This window comes from Curvibacter gracilis ATCC BAA-807, from assembly GCF_000518645.1.
In the GTDB taxonomy this organism is placed as follows: domain Bacteria; phylum Pseudomonadota; class Gammaproteobacteria; order Burkholderiales; family Burkholderiaceae_C; genus Curvibacter; species Curvibacter gracilis.
Genome location: NZ_JADZ01000011.1, coordinates 233919 through 247476 on the forward strand (window position 1 = coordinate 233919; position 13558 = coordinate 247476).

The 13558-nt window shown below is 67.9% G+C and carries 11 protein-coding genes and 1 pseudogene; 2 read left to right on the forward strand and 10 right to left on the reverse strand.

All coding sequences use genetic code 11. The annotated features are described in order from the left end of the window. Window positions 1–35: 35 nt before the first annotated feature. The 7 genes from L880_RS0109315 to L880_RS0109345 all read right to left on the reverse strand — a co-directional run bounded on the left by L880_RS0109315 (window position 36) and on the right by L880_RS0109345 (window position 7785). A complete protein-coding gene (locus tag L880_RS0109315; protein WP_027475450.1) occupies window positions 36–776 on the reverse strand; it encodes an IclR family transcriptional regulator in 741 nt (246 codons plus the stop codon). Window positions 777–903: 127 nt separating this feature from the next. Continuing rightward, the gene (gene hutU / locus L880_RS0109320) at window positions 904–2634 is read right to left on the reverse strand and encodes a urocanate hydratase (protein ID WP_027475451.1); all 1731 of its coding nucleotides are present in this window, start codon (window positions 2632–2634) and stop codon (window positions 904–906) included. Between the two features lie 49 nt (window positions 2635–2683). After that, window positions 2684–4282: a histidine ammonia-lyase gene (gene hutH / locus L880_RS0109325; RefSeq protein ID WP_027475452.1), complete on the reverse strand. Its 1599-nt coding sequence runs from the start codon at window positions 4280–4282 to the stop codon at window positions 2684–2686. A gap of 59 nt (window positions 4283–4341) precedes the next feature. Continuing rightward, window positions 4342–5070: a histidine utilization transcriptional repressor HutC gene (gene hutC / locus L880_RS0109330; RefSeq protein WP_084461194.1), complete on the reverse strand. Its 729-nt coding sequence runs from the start codon at window positions 5068–5070 to the stop codon at window positions 4342–4344. 121 nt (window positions 5071–5191) lie between these two features. Then, a complete protein-coding gene (locus tag L880_RS0109335) occupies window positions 5192–5971 on the reverse strand; it encodes an ABC transporter ATP-binding protein (RefSeq protein ID WP_019575348.1) in 780 nt (259 codons plus the stop codon). Beyond that, window positions 5968–6816, reverse strand: coding sequence for an ABC transporter permease (locus L880_RS0109340; RefSeq protein ID WP_027475454.1), 849 nt, complete (start codon window positions 6814–6816; stop codon window positions 5968–5970). Before L880_RS0109340 ends, L880_RS0109335 begins: the two co-directional genes overlap by 4 nt. A 3-nt stretch (window positions 6817–6819) precedes the next feature. Continuing rightward, complete coding sequence (locus tag L880_RS0109345) at window positions 6820–7785, reverse strand: ABC transporter substrate-binding protein (protein ID WP_027475455.1); 966 nt, start codon at window positions 7783–7785, stop codon at window positions 6820–6822. Window positions 7786–7898: 113 nt separating this feature from the next. On the opposite strand from L880_RS0109345, the gene L880_RS35585 reads away from it, so the two are divergent. Beyond that, window positions 7899–8111 (forward strand): hypothetical protein, encoded by a 213-nt coding sequence (locus L880_RS35585; RefSeq protein WP_157462752.1) that lies wholly within the window; start codon window positions 7899–7901, stop codon window positions 8109–8111. A gap of 205 nt (window positions 8112–8316) precedes the next feature. Continuing rightward, complete coding sequence (locus L880_RS32100) at window positions 8317–9702, forward strand: D-serine ammonia-lyase (protein WP_051443205.1); 1386 nt, start codon at window positions 8317–8319, stop codon at window positions 9700–9702. On the opposite strand, the gene L880_RS0109360 is transcribed toward L880_RS32100, so the two are convergent. The 3 genes and pseudogenes from L880_RS0109360 to L880_RS32105 form a co-directional block, all read right to left on the reverse strand. Further along, on the reverse strand, window positions 9649–10407 hold the full coding sequence (locus tag L880_RS0109360; RefSeq protein ID WP_027475456.1) for an SOS response-associated peptidase: 759 nt from the start codon (window positions 10405–10407) through the stop codon (window positions 9649–9651). The genes L880_RS32100 and L880_RS0109360 overlap by 54 nt on opposite strands. 64 nt (window positions 10408–10471) lie before the next feature. After that, window positions 10472–11839 (reverse strand): dicarboxylate/amino acid:cation symporter, encoded by a 1368-nt coding sequence (locus L880_RS0109365; protein ID WP_027475457.1) that lies wholly within the window; start codon window positions 11837–11839, stop codon window positions 10472–10474. A 317-nt stretch (window positions 11840–12156) separates the two neighbouring features. Then, window positions 12157–13386 (reverse strand): annotated as a pseudogene (locus tag L880_RS32105) (cation:proton antiporter domain-containing protein); the annotation flags it as partial. Window positions 13387–13558: the final 172 nt, after the last annotated feature.

Below are 13558 nucleotides of genomic sequence, written 5' to 3' on the forward strand. Positions count from 1 at the left end.
AGGTTGGAGGGAAACAACGCGGGGGGAAGACAGATTCACGGGCCCTGCAGCGCACGGGCAATGCGCGCTGCGGTGACCAGGGTCATGTGCACAAAGGCGGCCTCGCGGCCATCGATACGCAAGGTCGGTGCCATCAGGGTGATGGCACCGTGCAGCTGGCGCTGGCCATCGAGCAGGGGCGCACTCACGCCCCAGACACCGGCATCGACTTCGCCGGCGGTGATGGCATGGCCGCGCTCGCGGATGAGCGCCAGCTCACTGCGCCGGGCCGCTTGCTCGGTGGCGCCGAGGTTCAGCCGCTCCAGGGCCGCTTCGCGCTGGGCCTCGGGCAGGTGGGCCAGCAGGCACTTGGCGCTGGCCCCGTCGCGCAGCGGCACGCTGCGCCCCTTGTCGAAGGAGCAGCGCAGCGACTGCACGCTGTCCACCATTTCGAGGCACACCGCACGCTCATTGAGCACCGCCACCAGGGCCACGCTCTCGCTGCTGAGGCGGGCCAGGGCCTGCAGATCGGCCCGGGCGCACTGCACCAGGCGCGAGTTGGTGTCAAAGCCGCAGGCCAACTCGACGCTGGCCGGGCCCGGGCCGTAGCGGCCATCCACCTCCATGACAAACCCCCAGCGCCGCAAGGTGGCGATCTGGCGGTACAGCGTGCTCTTGGCCAGCCCCGTGGCGGCGCTCAGCTCCAGCGCGCTCATGGGCTCGCGGTGCTGCGCCAGCACCGACAGCACCTGCAGGGCGCGGTCGGTGGCGGGGGTGGTGTCAGATCCGGCAGTCATGGGAATGGGGTGAGCGCTGAAGCGTTGATTGCCTTGCAGTATCTGGCGCCATGTCCCGGGCGCCAAGACCCCATTCCCAGGCCATGGGAATGGGCGCGTCTTTCGATGTTTCCGATGACCCCGGTCCTCAACCCTTGAGCATGGGCAGGTTCAGGCCGTTGCGCCGGGCGCAGGCCTGGGCGCTTTCGTAGCCGGCGTCGGCATGGCGCATCACCCCGGTGGCCGGGTCGTTCCAGAGCACGCGGGCCAGGCGCTGGTCGGCGGCCGCGCTGCCATCGGCCACGATGACCACGCCCGAATGCTGCGAATACCCCATGCCCACGCCCCCACCGTGGTGCAGGCTGACCCAGGTGGCGCCCCCCGCCGTGTTGAGCAGCGCGTTCAGCAGCGGCCAGTCGCTGACGGCGTCGGTGCCGTCCTTCATGCTTTCGGTTTCGCGGTTGGGGCTGGCCACCGAACCGGTGTCCAGGTGGTCGCGGCCGATCACGATGGGCGCCTTGAGCTCGCCCGTGCGCACCATCTCGTTGAAGGCCAGCGCCGCCTTGTGGCGCTCGCCCAGCCCCAGCCAGCAGATGCGCGCCGGCAGGCCCTGGAAGCTGATGCGCTCGCGGGCCATGTCGAGCCAGCGGTGCACATGGGTGTTCTCGGGGAACAGCTCCTTGATCTTGGCGTCGGTCTTGTAGATGTCTTCCGGGTCGCCCGACAGGGCCACCCAGCGGAACGGGCCCTTGCCCTCGCAGAACAGCGGACGGATGTAGGCCGGCACAAAGCCCGGGAAGTCGAAGGCGTTCTGCACGCCCTCATCGAAGGCCACCTGGCGGATGTTGTTGCCGTAATCGACCACCGGCACGCCCAGGGCCTGGAAATCGAGCATGGCCTGCACATGGCGGGCACACGACTGGGCGGCCGCCTTCTTGAGGGCGGCATGCTGGGCCGGGTCCTGCTGGGCGGCACGCCACTGGGCCACGCTCCAGCCCGCCGGCAGGTAGCCGTTGACCAGGTCGTGGGCCGAGGTCTGGTCGGTCACCAGGCCGGGCCTGGGGCCACCGGCCTGGGCCCGGCGCACCAGTTCGGGCAGCACCTCGGCCGCATTGCCCAGCAGGCCGATGGACACCGCCTCGCCGGCGGCCGTGTGCTGGGCGATCAGTTCGAGGGCGTGGTCCAGATCGCGCGCCTGCTTGTCGAGGTAGCGGGTGCGCAGGCGGAAGTCGATGCTGGCCTGCTGGCATTCGATGTTCAGCGACACCGCCCCGGCAAAGGTGGCGGCCAGGGGCTGGGCCCCACCCATGCCGCCCAGGCCGGCAGTGACGATCCACTGACCCTTGAGGCTGCCGCCGTGGTGCTGGCGGCCTGCCTCGGCAAAGGTCTCGTAGGTGCCTTGCACGATGCCCTGGGTGCCGATGTAGATCCAGCTGCCGGCCGTCATCTGGCCGTACATGAACAGGCCCTTGCGGTCGAGCTCGCTGAAGTGCTCCCAGTTGGCCCATTTGGGCACCAGGTTGGAGTTGGCCAGCAACACCCGCGGGGCGTTCTCGTGGGTCTTGAACACGCCCACGGGCTTGCCCGACTGGATCAGCAGGCTCTCGTCGTCGTTGAGCTGGCGCAGGCTCTCCAGGATGGCGTCGTAACAGGCCCAGTCGCGGGCGGCCCGGCCGATGCCGCCATAGACCACCAGGTCTTGCGGGCGCTCGGCCACCTCGGCGTCCAGGTTGTTCTGGATCATGCGGTAGGCCGCCTCGGTGAGCCAGCTCTTGCAGCTTTTCTCGGTGCCGCGCGGGGCGCGGATCACCCGGCTGGGGTCGTGGCGGGGGTCGGCAGCAGAGGCCGTGGCGGCGATGAGTTTGTCATTGGCATTCATGGTCAACACTCCAGAAAAGACGGTGCACAGAAAGAAGGATGGGATCGGCTCAGAGGGCGGTGGCCTGCTCGCTGGGCCAGACGCGCTTCAGGCAGGCCGGCCAATCGGTCTGGCGGGCCCACCCGCGCATGGCTTCGATGTCGGGGGCCAGAAAGCGGTCCTGCTCCAGAAAGGCCACGCGCTGGCGGATGCCGGCCATCAGGCCCTCCACCGCGGGCGAGCTCTTCAGCGGGCGCTGGAAATCCAGCCCCTGGGCGGCGGCCATGGCCTCGATGCCCACCACCACCGCGGTGTTGTTCACCATCTCGGCCAGGCGGCGCGCGCCGAAGGTGGCCATGGAGACATGGTCTTCCTGGTTGGCCGAGGTGGGCAGGCTGTCGACACTGGCCGGGTGGGCCAGCGACTTGTTTTCCGAGGCCAGCGCCGCGGCCGTGACCTGGGCGATCATGAAGCCCGAGTTGACGCCGCTGTCGCGGATCAGAAAGGCCGGCAGGCCCGACAGGCCGGTGTCCAGCAGCAAGGCCATGCGGCGCTCCGAGATGGCGCCGATCTCGGCCACCGCCAGCGCGATGATGTCGGCCGCAAAGGCCACCGGCTCGGCGTGGAAGTTGCCGCCCGAGATCACATCGCCGTTGTCGAACACCAGCGGGTTGTCCGAGGCGGCATTGGCCTCGGTCTGCAGCACGCGGGCGGCGTGCTGCAGGTTGTCCAGGCAGGCGCCCATCACCTGAGGCACGCAGCGGATCGAATACGGGTCTTGCACGCGGCCGCAGTGCTCGTGCGAATGCACGATGTCGCTGCCCTCCAGCAACTCGCGCAGGGCCGCGGCCACCGCGATCTGCCCGGGCTGGCCCCGGGCGGCATGGATGCGTGCATCCAGCGGCTTGACCGAGCCCTTGATGGCCTCCAGCGACAGGGCCCCCGCCGCCAGGCCGGCGGCCAACACCTCTTCAGCGCCGAACAGGCCAGCCAGCGCCAGCGCCGTGGACACCTGGGTGCCGTTGAGCAGCGCCAGCCCCTCTTTGGGGCCCAGCACAAAGGGCTGCAGGCCGATGCGCGCCAGGGCCTGGGCACCGCCCAGGCGCCCGCCCTCGGGCAGCAGCACCTCGCCCTCGCCGATCAGCACGCAGGCCAGGTGGGCCAGCGGGGCCAGGTCGCCCGAGGCGCCCACCGAGCCCTTGGCCGGGATCACCGGCAACAGATCGGCATTGGCCAGCGCCAGCAGCGCGTCCACCAGTTCGGGCCGCACCCCGGAGTGCCCCCGCGCCAGGCTGACCGCCTTGGAGGCCAGCACCATGCGCACCACCGGCGCGGGCAGCGGCTCGCCCGTGCCCACGCTGTGCGACAGCACCAGGTTGCGCTGCAGCTCGGCCAGGCGTTCGTGGGCGATGCGGGTGCTGGCCAGCTTGCCGAAGCCGGTGTTGATGCCGTAGACCACCTGGTCTTCATCGACGATGCGCTGCACACAGCGCTGGGCCGCCAGCAGGCCGGTGCGCGCCGATTCGTGCAGGCGCAGCGTCAGGCCGCCGGCCGCGATGCGGCGCCACTGGGCCAGGCTCACGCGGCCGGGCTCCAGCAGCAGCTCGGCGGCAGCGGATGTCGGGGTGGGTGCCGGGGTGGATGCGGTGTCTGATGTCATGTTGACCATCCTGTCTATACAAGTTGTCCGAAACGAAAAATGGGCCGTCTGTCGGGGGTGCGGCCGGCTCAGCCGAAGACGGGGTTGCCGTCGGCCCTGAAACGGCTGCCCAGGCGGTAACGCGAGGCCGGGTGCAGGCAGCGCACCACCGTCACCGGCACGCCGCGCGTCCAGGTGCGGCGGGTCAGCAGCAGGCAGGGCTGGGTCGGCACCATGGCCAGGCGCTCGGCCTGCTCAGCCGTGGGCAGCACGGCGTCCACCACGTGCTCGACCTGGTCGAAGGGCACGTTGCGCACCAGGTACTCGGAGGGCTGCTGCAGGCTGAAATCCTGCGCGCCGAAGTCGGGCACCACGCGGGGGTTGACGTAGCGGTCTTCCAGCTGCACGGGCACACCGTCTTCCAGGTGCACGCACAGCGAATGAAAGACCGAGTCGCCCAGGCGCAAATCGAGGGCTGCTGCCACCTCCAGCGAGGCGGAGATGCGCTCCACCACCAGCACCTCGCAGCGGTAGTCGTGACCCCGCTGGCGGATCTCGCTGGCCAGGTTGGCGATCTGCAGCAGCGTGGACTGGGGCTTTTCCTCGGCCACGAAACTGCCCACCCCGGCCACCCGCACCACCCGGCCCTGCTCAGTCAGCTCGCGCAAGGCGCGGTTGACGGTCATGCGCGAGATGCCGAACTGCGCCACCAGCTCGTGCTCGGACGGCAGGCGGTGGCCCGGCGGCCAGGAGCCGTCCTGGATCTTGCGCGAGATGTGGTCCTTGATCTGCTGGTACAGCGCCAGTGCCGGCGGCATGGGCGAGGTGGACGCGGTCAGCGGCACGGCGGCCACCGAGGGGGACGGCAGATGGGACGAGGCCTTGCGGCGGCTGGCGGGCGTGGGTGACATGGGGCGCTATCGTAGACGGCTGGCAGCCTCAGTGCTCGGCCGCGGCCATGGACTCGGCCCGGATCTCTTCGGTCAGGCGGGCCTTGAGGGCCATGAACTCGGGGCTGGTCTTGATCGTGTAGTGGCGCGGGTGCGGAAAGTCCACCGCCAGCTCGGTCTTGATGCGCCCGGGCCGGGCGCTGAACACGGCCACCCGGTTGGCCATGAAGATGGCCTCGTCGATGTCGTGGGTGACAAAGAGCACGGTCTTGCGCGAGGCCTCCCAGATGCCCAGCAGCAGCTCCTGCATCAGCACCCGGGTCTGGTTGTCGAGGGCACCGAAGGGCTCGTCGAGCAGCAGGATCTTGGGGTCGTTGGCCAGGGCGCGGGCAATCGCGGTGCGCTGCTGCATGCCGCCCGAGAGCTGCTTGGGAAAATGCTGCTCGAAGCCGCGCAGGCCGACGCGGGCGATGAAGAAATCGGCACGCTCCTTCTGCGCCGCCTCGCTCATGCCGCGCTCACGCAGGCCGAAGCGCACGTTCTGCTCGATGGTCAGCCACGGGAACAGCGTGTAGCTCTGGAACACCATGCCCCGGTCGGCACCCGGGCCCTGCACGGGCTGGCCGTCGAGCAGCACGCGGCCGGTGCTGGGGTGGTCCAGGCCGGCCACGATGCGCAGCAAGGTGCTCTTGCCGCAGCCCGAGGGGCCCAGGATGGTGACGAAGTCGTTGTCGCGCACCTCGAAATCGACCGGCAACAAGGCCTGGGTGCGCTGGCCGCGGCTGGACTCGAAGACGCGCGAGACGCCCTGGATGGACAACTGGCTCATTTGAAGAAGCTCCACACGAACAGGCGCCGGTTCAGGGCCTTGAAAGCGAAGTCGGACACCAGGCCGATCAACCCGATGACGATGATGCCGAAGATGATCTGCCCGGTGTTGAGCAAGGCCTGGCTGTCGGTGATCATGTGCCCGATGCCCGATGAGGATCCGATCAGCTCGGCCACGATGACATAGGTCCAGGCCCAGCCCAGCACCAGGCGCAGGGTTTCGGCGATCTCGGGGGCGGCCCCCGGGATCAGCACGCGCCGCACGATGCCCCGGCCGTTGGCGCCCAGGGTGTAGGCCGCCTCGACCAGGTCCTTGCGGGCCCCGCCCACGATCACGGCCACCATCAGCACGATCTGGAAGAACGAGCCGATGAAGATCACCAGCACCTTCTGCAGCTCGCCGATGCCGGCCCACAGGATCAGCAAGGGGATGAAGGCCGAGGCCGGCAGGTAGCGACAGAACGAGACAAAGGGCTCGAAAAAGGCCTCGACCCCCTTGTAGGCGCCCATGGCGATGCCCAGCGGCACGGCAATCACCGCGGCCAGCACAAAGCCGCCCAGCACGCGCCACACCGTCATGCCAATGTCCTTGTGGAAGCCGTACTCGGTGAAGAGCAGCCAGGCCTCCTGGGCCATGGTGACCGGGCTGGCCAAAAAGGTAGGCGAGACAAAACCACCCAGGGTGAAGCCGGCCCACCCGAGCACGAACACCACAAAGAAGCCCAGCCCCAGCAGCCAGCGCGCGCGCAGGCTGACGGGTTCGAGCGGCGCCCAATGACTGCGCCGGCGGGGTGCCGTGGCCACGGGGCTGGCCAGGGCGGAAGGCATGGCTTGCGAACGGCTCATGGCTTATTTGATGAAGCTCGCGTCAAAGGTGACGACCAGGTTCTCGGGCGCCTTGCGGATGATGCCGGCCTCCAGCAGGATGGTGGTGGCATCCTTCATGAAGCTGGTCAGTTCGCCGGCGAAGAACTTCTGGTTGGCCGCCTTGTCCTGCCAGCGCAGGTAGGCCGACGACTTGGCGAACTGCTCACCCGTCTGCTTGACGGCCGAGCCCATCAGCTCGTTCGACTTGGCCGGGTCGTTCTTGATCATCTCCAGCGCGGCAAAGTACGAGTCGGTCAGGGCCTGGGCGGCCTTGGGGTTGGCCTTGAGCCACACCGGGTCGCAGCCCACGGTGTCCATCACCATCGGGTAGTCGAGCGTGGTGGCCAGGATCTTGCCGGCCGTGGGGTTGGAGCGCACGGTCGAGAGATAGGGTTCGTAAGTCATCGCGGCGTCGTTCTGCCCGGCCACGAAGGCCTGGGCTGCGGCCTGCGGCGCCAACGTGGTGACCTTCACGTCTTTCAGGCTCATGCCGTTCTTGCTCAGCATCCAGGCCAAGCCGAAATACGGGGCGGTGCCCGGGGCATCGACGCCGATGGTCTTGCCCTTGAGCTCGGCAAAGCCCTTGATGTCGTTGCGCACGGCCAGGCCGTCGGCGCCATAGGACTTGTCCATCTGGAAGATCTGCACGATGGGCACGCCGTTGGCGTTCCAGGCCACATGGGTCTCGACCGTGGTGGCCGCGCACTGGATGGCCTTGGAGGCCAGGGCCAGGTGACGGTCCTTCTGGGGAATCATCTTCAACTCCACCTCCAGGCCGTGCTGCTTGAAGATGCCGGCCTTGTCCGCCAGGGTCAGGGGCGCAAAGCCCGTCCAGCCCGACATGCCCAGGGCGATCTTGGTTTCCTGTGCCTGCACCGGTGCGGCCACCGCTGCCACCAGCCCTGCGGCGGCCATCAACGATGCCACCTTGAACATTGAACGACCCATTTTTGATGCTCCTGTAAGGATTGAAACCCCGTTTGCACAAGGCGCCCCTGGCGCCGCGCCGAGTGCTCAGACCCTCTGAACACTCCTCCTGTCTATACAACAAGGCACGTCACATGAACGCAAACGCCAGCCAGACCATGCCGGAGGCGCTTGCCGCAGTGTCCATCACCAAGTCGGTGCCCCTCATCGGGATTTGCACCAATATGCTGTCTATACAGGCTTTGATAACCGAGGCGGATGTTTCATTGCAAACAGCATGCCAGCCGCCCACCCCGACAGCGCTGCCCAGCTCACGCCCTGCTCTGGTGCCCGCCCATGCACCTTGACGGGCCCCGACGGGCGCAAAGCGCCGGCCGGCGCGGCCTGGCCCACCCTCACCGTTTCGGCTCAGGCTGCCCCAGGCTGGTGCTGCTTGCGTCGAAAGCCCGGCGGGTGAAGAATGCCGGGTTTGAAACCGATTTCTCCCCCACCGGGCCGCTGTTGCGGCGCGGCTTTTCAGGCAGGGCCACCCCGTGTGGCCAGCGCCCCTTCATGACCTTGCCAGCTTCCCCCGCGACCCTTGAGGGCCAGATCCGTCAGGCCCGGCCCACCCTGTGGCTCAACCCCGAACTGCCCACCCCAAGCCCCAGCCCCAGCAGCCCGCCGGCCGATGGCCCGCCAGGCCTGGGCCTGGCCGACACCCAGGCCGCTGCGGCGCGTCTGCAGCGCTTTGCCGGCCTGCTGGCTGACCTGTTTCCGGAACTGCGGGGCAGCGATGGCGTGATCGAATCCGCCCTGCTGCCAGCCCCCCGCCTGCAAAGCGCCCTGGGCCTCTCGCCTGAACTGGGGGCCCTGTGGGTCAAGACCGACCACAACCTGCCGGTGGCGGGCTCGATCAAGGCCCGCGGCGGCTTTCACGAGGTCTTGCAACATGCCGAGGCGCTGGCGCTGCAAGCCGGCCTGATCGAGGCCGGCAGCGATTACCGGGTGCTGGGGCAGAGTGCGGCACGCGCCCTGTTCGCCCAGCACCAGGTGGCCGTGGGCAGCACTGGCAACCTGGGCCTGAGCATCGGCGTGATGGCCTCGGCCCTGGGCTTCAAGGCCATGGTGCACATGTCGGCCGATGCCAAGGCCTGGAAGAAAGACCGCCTGCGCCAGCGCGGCGTCGAGGTGGTGGAGCACCTGGGCGACTATGAAAAAGCCGTGGCCGCCGGGCGGGCCCAGGCCGCCGGCAACCCACTGTGCCATTTTGTGGACGACGAACGCTCGGAGTCGCTCTTGCTGGGCTACAGCGCCGCCGCCCTGCACCTGCGTGATCAACTGCAGCAGCAGGGGCGCCGGGTCGATGCCGAACACCCCTTGTTCGTCTACCTGCCCTGTGGCGTGGGCGGCGCCCCGGCGGGCATCGCCTTCGGGCTGCGCGAGCTGCTGGGCCCCCATGTGCATTGCTTCTTTGCCGAACCGGTTCAATCACCCTGCTTCCTGCTGCAGATGATGGCGGCGCCCGGCGCCCACCCTTCGGTGTACGACGCGGGCCTGAGCAACCAGACCGAGGCCGATGGCCTGGCCGTGCCCCGGGCCTCGCTGCTGGCCGCAGACCTGATGCGCCAGCGCCTGTCGGGCGTGTTCACGGTGGCGGATGCGACCTTGTTCGAACACCTGGTGCTGGCCCTGGACCATGCCGACCTGCGCATCGAGCCCTCGGCGGCCGCGGGCTTCAGCGGGCCCGGGCAACTGCTGGGCTCGCCAACCGGCCAGGCCTGGCTGGCCGAGCGCGGCCTGCGGGCCCACCTGCCCCGCGCCACGCACATCGTCTGGACCACCGGCGGGCTGTTGCTGCCCGAAATGGATTACAGCCGGTTTGTGCAGCGCGGACGATTGAGCCTACAGGGGCAGTTGCAGGCTGCGCCCCTCGTCCGTACCGCCCTGCCCGCCTGACAGGGCCAGGGGCTGGCTGGATTCGTCCACGCACAGCACATCGGCCGCGCAGGCCTGGATCCAGGCCGTGGCCTCGGCCAGCGGGGCTTGCAGCCAGTGCTGCAGGGCTTGCGGCGGCAGCACCACCACCATGCGCTTTTCCTCATCGGGCTTGTGGAACTGGCGCATGAAAGGGTGGTGATCGGCATTCACGGTCAACAGGCTGAAGCTGCGCAGCACCTCGCCCGTCGGGCTGCGCCAGCCCGTCCAGAGCCCGGCCAGGGCCAGCGGCTGGCCATCGCTGCGCCGGATGCGGGTGGGCACGCCGCGCCCACTGCGCCAATCGGGCTCGTAGATCGCCTCGGCCGGCACCACACAACGCCGCCCCAGGCGCCAGGAATCGCGAAAGCTGGGCTTGCTGGCCACGGTTTCGCTGCGCGCGTTGTAGGTGTGGCGCCCCACCGCCTCGTCCTTGGCCCAGTGGGGCACCAGGCCGAAGCGCCCGATCAGGGCTTCGGCCCTTGCCTCAGCCTGTGCCGGGTCTGGCGACGGCCCACTGGCCTGCAGGGGCTGGGGATGGCGGATGAAGGCCGCCGGGTAGCTGGGCCAGACATCCTCACGCCCGCCGTCGGGCAGGGTCACATCAAAGTTCTTGCGCCACGCGGCGGGGTCGCGCAGGGCCTGGTAGTGGGCACACATGGTGGGGATGCTAATGGACACGGACATGGGGTTGCGGCGCCCACAAAAAAGCCAGCCCGCAGGCTGGCTTTTCAGAGCTGAGAGCTGGCGCTCAATGACCGCCGAACTTTTCCTGCTTCTGATCGAGCAAGACTTCGGGGGCGTCGGCCTCCTGCCAGGTCTCGTTGTTCAGGCCGGCCTGCAGGCGCTGCATGTCCAGGTCCCCGGTCCAGCGCGCCACCACCAGGGTCGCCACGCCATTGCCCACCAGATTGGTCAGGGCGCGGGCCTCGGACATGAAGCGGTCGATGCCCAGGATCAGCGCCAGGCCGGCCACCGGCACATGACCCACGGCCGACAGGGTGGCGGCCAGCACGATGAAGCCGCTGCCGGTCACACCGGCGGCGCCCTTGGAGGTCAGCAGCAGCACGGCCAGCAGGGTCAGCTGCTGCACCAGGGTCATGGGGGTGTCGGTGGCCTGGGCGATGAAGACAGCGGCCATGGTGAGGTAGATCGAGGTGCCGTCCAGGTTGAACGAGTAGCCCGTGGGGATGACCAGGCCCACCACCGACTTGCGGGCACCGAGGTTTTCCATCTTTTCCATCATGCGAGGCAGCACCGACTCGGAGGACGAGGTGCCCAGCACGATCAGCAGTTCTTCCTTGATGTACTTGATGAACTTCCAGACGCTGAAGCCGTGCACACGGGCGATGGTGCCCAGCACCAGGAAGATGAAAATCAGGCAGGTCAGGTAGAACGAGCCCATCAGCTTGCCCAGGCTGAACAGCGAACCGATGCCGTACTTGCCGATGGTGAAGGCCATGGCGCCAAAGGCGCCGATCGGAGCCACCTTCATGATGATGCCCACGATGTCGAACAGCACATGCGAGGTCTTTTCGATGAAGTCGAACACCAGGGTGCCGCGACCGCCGAACTTGTGCAGGGCAAAGCCGAACAGCACCGCGAACAGCAGCACCTGCAGGATTTCGCCCTTGGCAAACGCATCCACCACCGAGCTGGGGATCACGTTGAGCAGGAAGTCGACCGTGCCCTGCATCTTGCCCGGGCCGGTGTAGGCCGCGATGCCCTTGGTGTCGAGCGTGCTGGGGTCGACGTGCATGCCCTCGCCCGGGGCCAGCACGTTCACGACGACCAGCCCCACCACCAGGGCCAGCGAGCTGACGATCTCGAAATACATCAGCGCCAGGCCACCGGTCTTGCCGACCTTCTTCATGTCTTCCATGCCGGCAATGCCCACCACCACGGTGCAGAAGATGATGGGGGCGATGATCATCTTGATGAGCTTGATGAAGCCGTCACCCAGGGGTTTCATGTCGGCGCCCAAGCCGGGGTTGAAGTGCCCCAGCAAGACCCCGATGGTCACAGCGACCAGAACTTGCACATAAAGAGACTTGTACAGCGGCCGCTTTGCGGGGCTGGTGACTGCGCTGGTTTGAAGTTTGTTTTGGTTTGCGGTCATATCAAAAAAGCCCGAGGAACGCTCCGGCCTGCTCGGAAGTGGGCGCGATTGTATAGCCCATGAAACACGCCGGCATTGTGGGATTCCACAACAGGCCCAGCAGTGTCACGAAGGTGCAAAGCCATGCCGCAAAGGGTTTCAGGGGTAAGCATCTACTCACAAAGAAGCCGTCAGCACGCGCTGATTGGCCAGAGCCTGCGCCCGCCCCGAAAGGCCCTGGCCGAGCGGATGCAGGCCGAGGGACCGATGGGCCGCCGGGTCGAGCCGGGCCTGGGCGGGTAGAAGTGACGGTGCGGCGAGCCTGGCTAGCCGGCCGACTCCAGCCGACGCGCCAGGGCCGAATGACGACACAGCCAGGCGCACAGTGGCCCGGAGGCACCGAACAACAGCGGGTTCAGCGCAATCGAGATCAGCGCCCCCGCCACCACCAGGCTCTGACCCTCGGCGGGCAGCAGGCCCAGCGTGCGCCCCAGCCCCACCAGGATGAAAGAGAACTCGCCGATCTGCGCCAGGCTGGCCGCGATGCGCAAAGCCGTGCTCAGAGACTGACCCAGGGCCACCACCAGCAAGGCGGCAGCCACCGTCTTGCCCAGCATGATCACCAGCACCACCCCCAGCACCTGCAGCGGGCGGTCGATCAGCACCTGGGGGTCGAACAACATGCCCACCGAGACAAAGAACAACACGGCAAAGGCATCCCGCAGCGGCAGCGATTCTTCCGCGGCCTGGTGACTGAACTCGGACTCGCGCATCACCATGCCGGCAAAAAAGGCGCCCAGCGCAAACGACACGCCGAACAGCGCCGCCGAGGCATAGGCAATGCTGACGGCACCCGCCACCACGCACAGCGTGAAGAGCTCGCGCGAGCCGGTGCGGTGCACCTGCTTGAGCAACCAGGGGAAGAGACGGCGCCCCAGCACCAGCATCACTGCCACAAAGGCACCGACGCGCAGCAGTGTCAGCCCCAAGGTGCCCAGCAAGGAGGCACTGCCGGCAGCGGTCTCCGCCTGGGCCGGCCCTCCCAGCACGCCCGCCAGGGGCGGCAGCAGCACCAGCACCAGCACCATGGCCAGGTCTTCCACGACCAGCCAGCCGATCGCCACCCGCCCGGTGAAGGAATCGGTCAGCCCGAAGGACTCGAGCGCCCGCAGCAAGACCACCGTGCTGGCCACCGACAAGGCCAGCCCCAGCATCAGGGCAGGCCCCAAGGCCCAGCCCCAGGCCCAGGCCAGTCCCATGCCCATCAGGGTGGCCACCGTCATCTGCACCACCGCCCCAGGCAGGGCCAGGCGGCGCACCGCCATCAGGTCGGCAAAGGAGAAATGCAGACCCACACCGAACATCAGCAGCATGATGCCGATCTCGGCCAGCTGCGAAGCGATTTCGGCGTCGGCCACGAAGCCCGGGGTGAAAGGCCCCACGATCATGCCCGTGACCAGGTAGCCCACCAGGGCAGGCAGGCGCAGGCGCACGGCGACGAAGCCCAGGATCAGGGACAGGCCCAGGCCCACGGCAATCGTGCTGATCAGGGAAACACTGTGGGGCATGGGCAGAAGGTCCTCATCGGGGTGGTGGTGGGCAGGATGCCGCGCTGGCAGAAACCCTCGCGGCGCTGTCAATGGGCTGTAAAGCCTTCCCGTCGGAATCGATCATCCCCTCATGGTTCCCGTTCGTCGGCGTGATTGTTCAAAAAAGACGAAAAAAAACCCCGCCTGAGGC

Excerpts from the sequence above, each read along its gene's own strand:
- L880_RS0109345 (WP_027475455.1), bottom strand. The coding sequence starts at position 7,785 with ATGGGTCGTTCAATGTTCAAGGTGGCATCGTTGATGGCCGCCGCAGGG.
- L880_RS0109340 (WP_027475454.1), bottom strand. The coding sequence starts at position 6,816 with ATGAGCCGTTCGCAAGCCATGCCTTCCGCCCTGGCCAGCCCCGTGGCC.
- L880_RS35585 (WP_157462752.1), top strand. The coding sequence starts at position 7,899 with ATGAACGCAAACGCCAGCCAGACCATGCCGGAGGCGCTTGCCGCAGTG.
- L880_RS0109360 (WP_027475456.1), bottom strand. The coding sequence starts at position 10,407 with ATGTCCGTGTCCATTAGCATCCCCACCATGTGTGCCCACTACCAGGCC.
- hutH (WP_027475452.1), bottom strand. The coding sequence starts at position 4,282 with ATGGTCAACATGACATCAGACACCGCATCCACCCCGGCACCCACCCCG.
- hutC (WP_084461194.1), bottom strand. The coding sequence starts at position 5,070 with ATGCCGCCGGCACTGGCGCTGTACCAGCAGATCAAGGACCACATCTCG.
- L880_RS0109365 (WP_027475457.1), bottom strand. The coding sequence starts at position 11,839 with ATGACCGCAAACCAAAACAAACTTCAAACCAGCGCAGTCACCAGCCCC.
- L880_RS0109335 (WP_019575348.1), bottom strand. The coding sequence starts at position 5,971 with ATGAGCCAGTTGTCCATCCAGGGCGTCTCGCGCGTCTTCGAGTCCAGC.
- L880_RS0109315 (WP_027475450.1), bottom strand. The coding sequence starts at position 776 with ATGACTGCCGGATCTGACACCACCCCCGCCACCGACCGCGCCCTGCAG.
- hutU (WP_027475451.1), bottom strand. The coding sequence starts at position 2,634 with ATGAATGCCAATGACAAACTCATCGCCGCCACGGCCTCTGCTGCCGAC.
- L880_RS32100 (WP_051443205.1), top strand. The coding sequence starts at position 8,317 with ATGACCTTGCCAGCTTCCCCCGCGACCCTTGAGGGCCAGATCCGTCAG.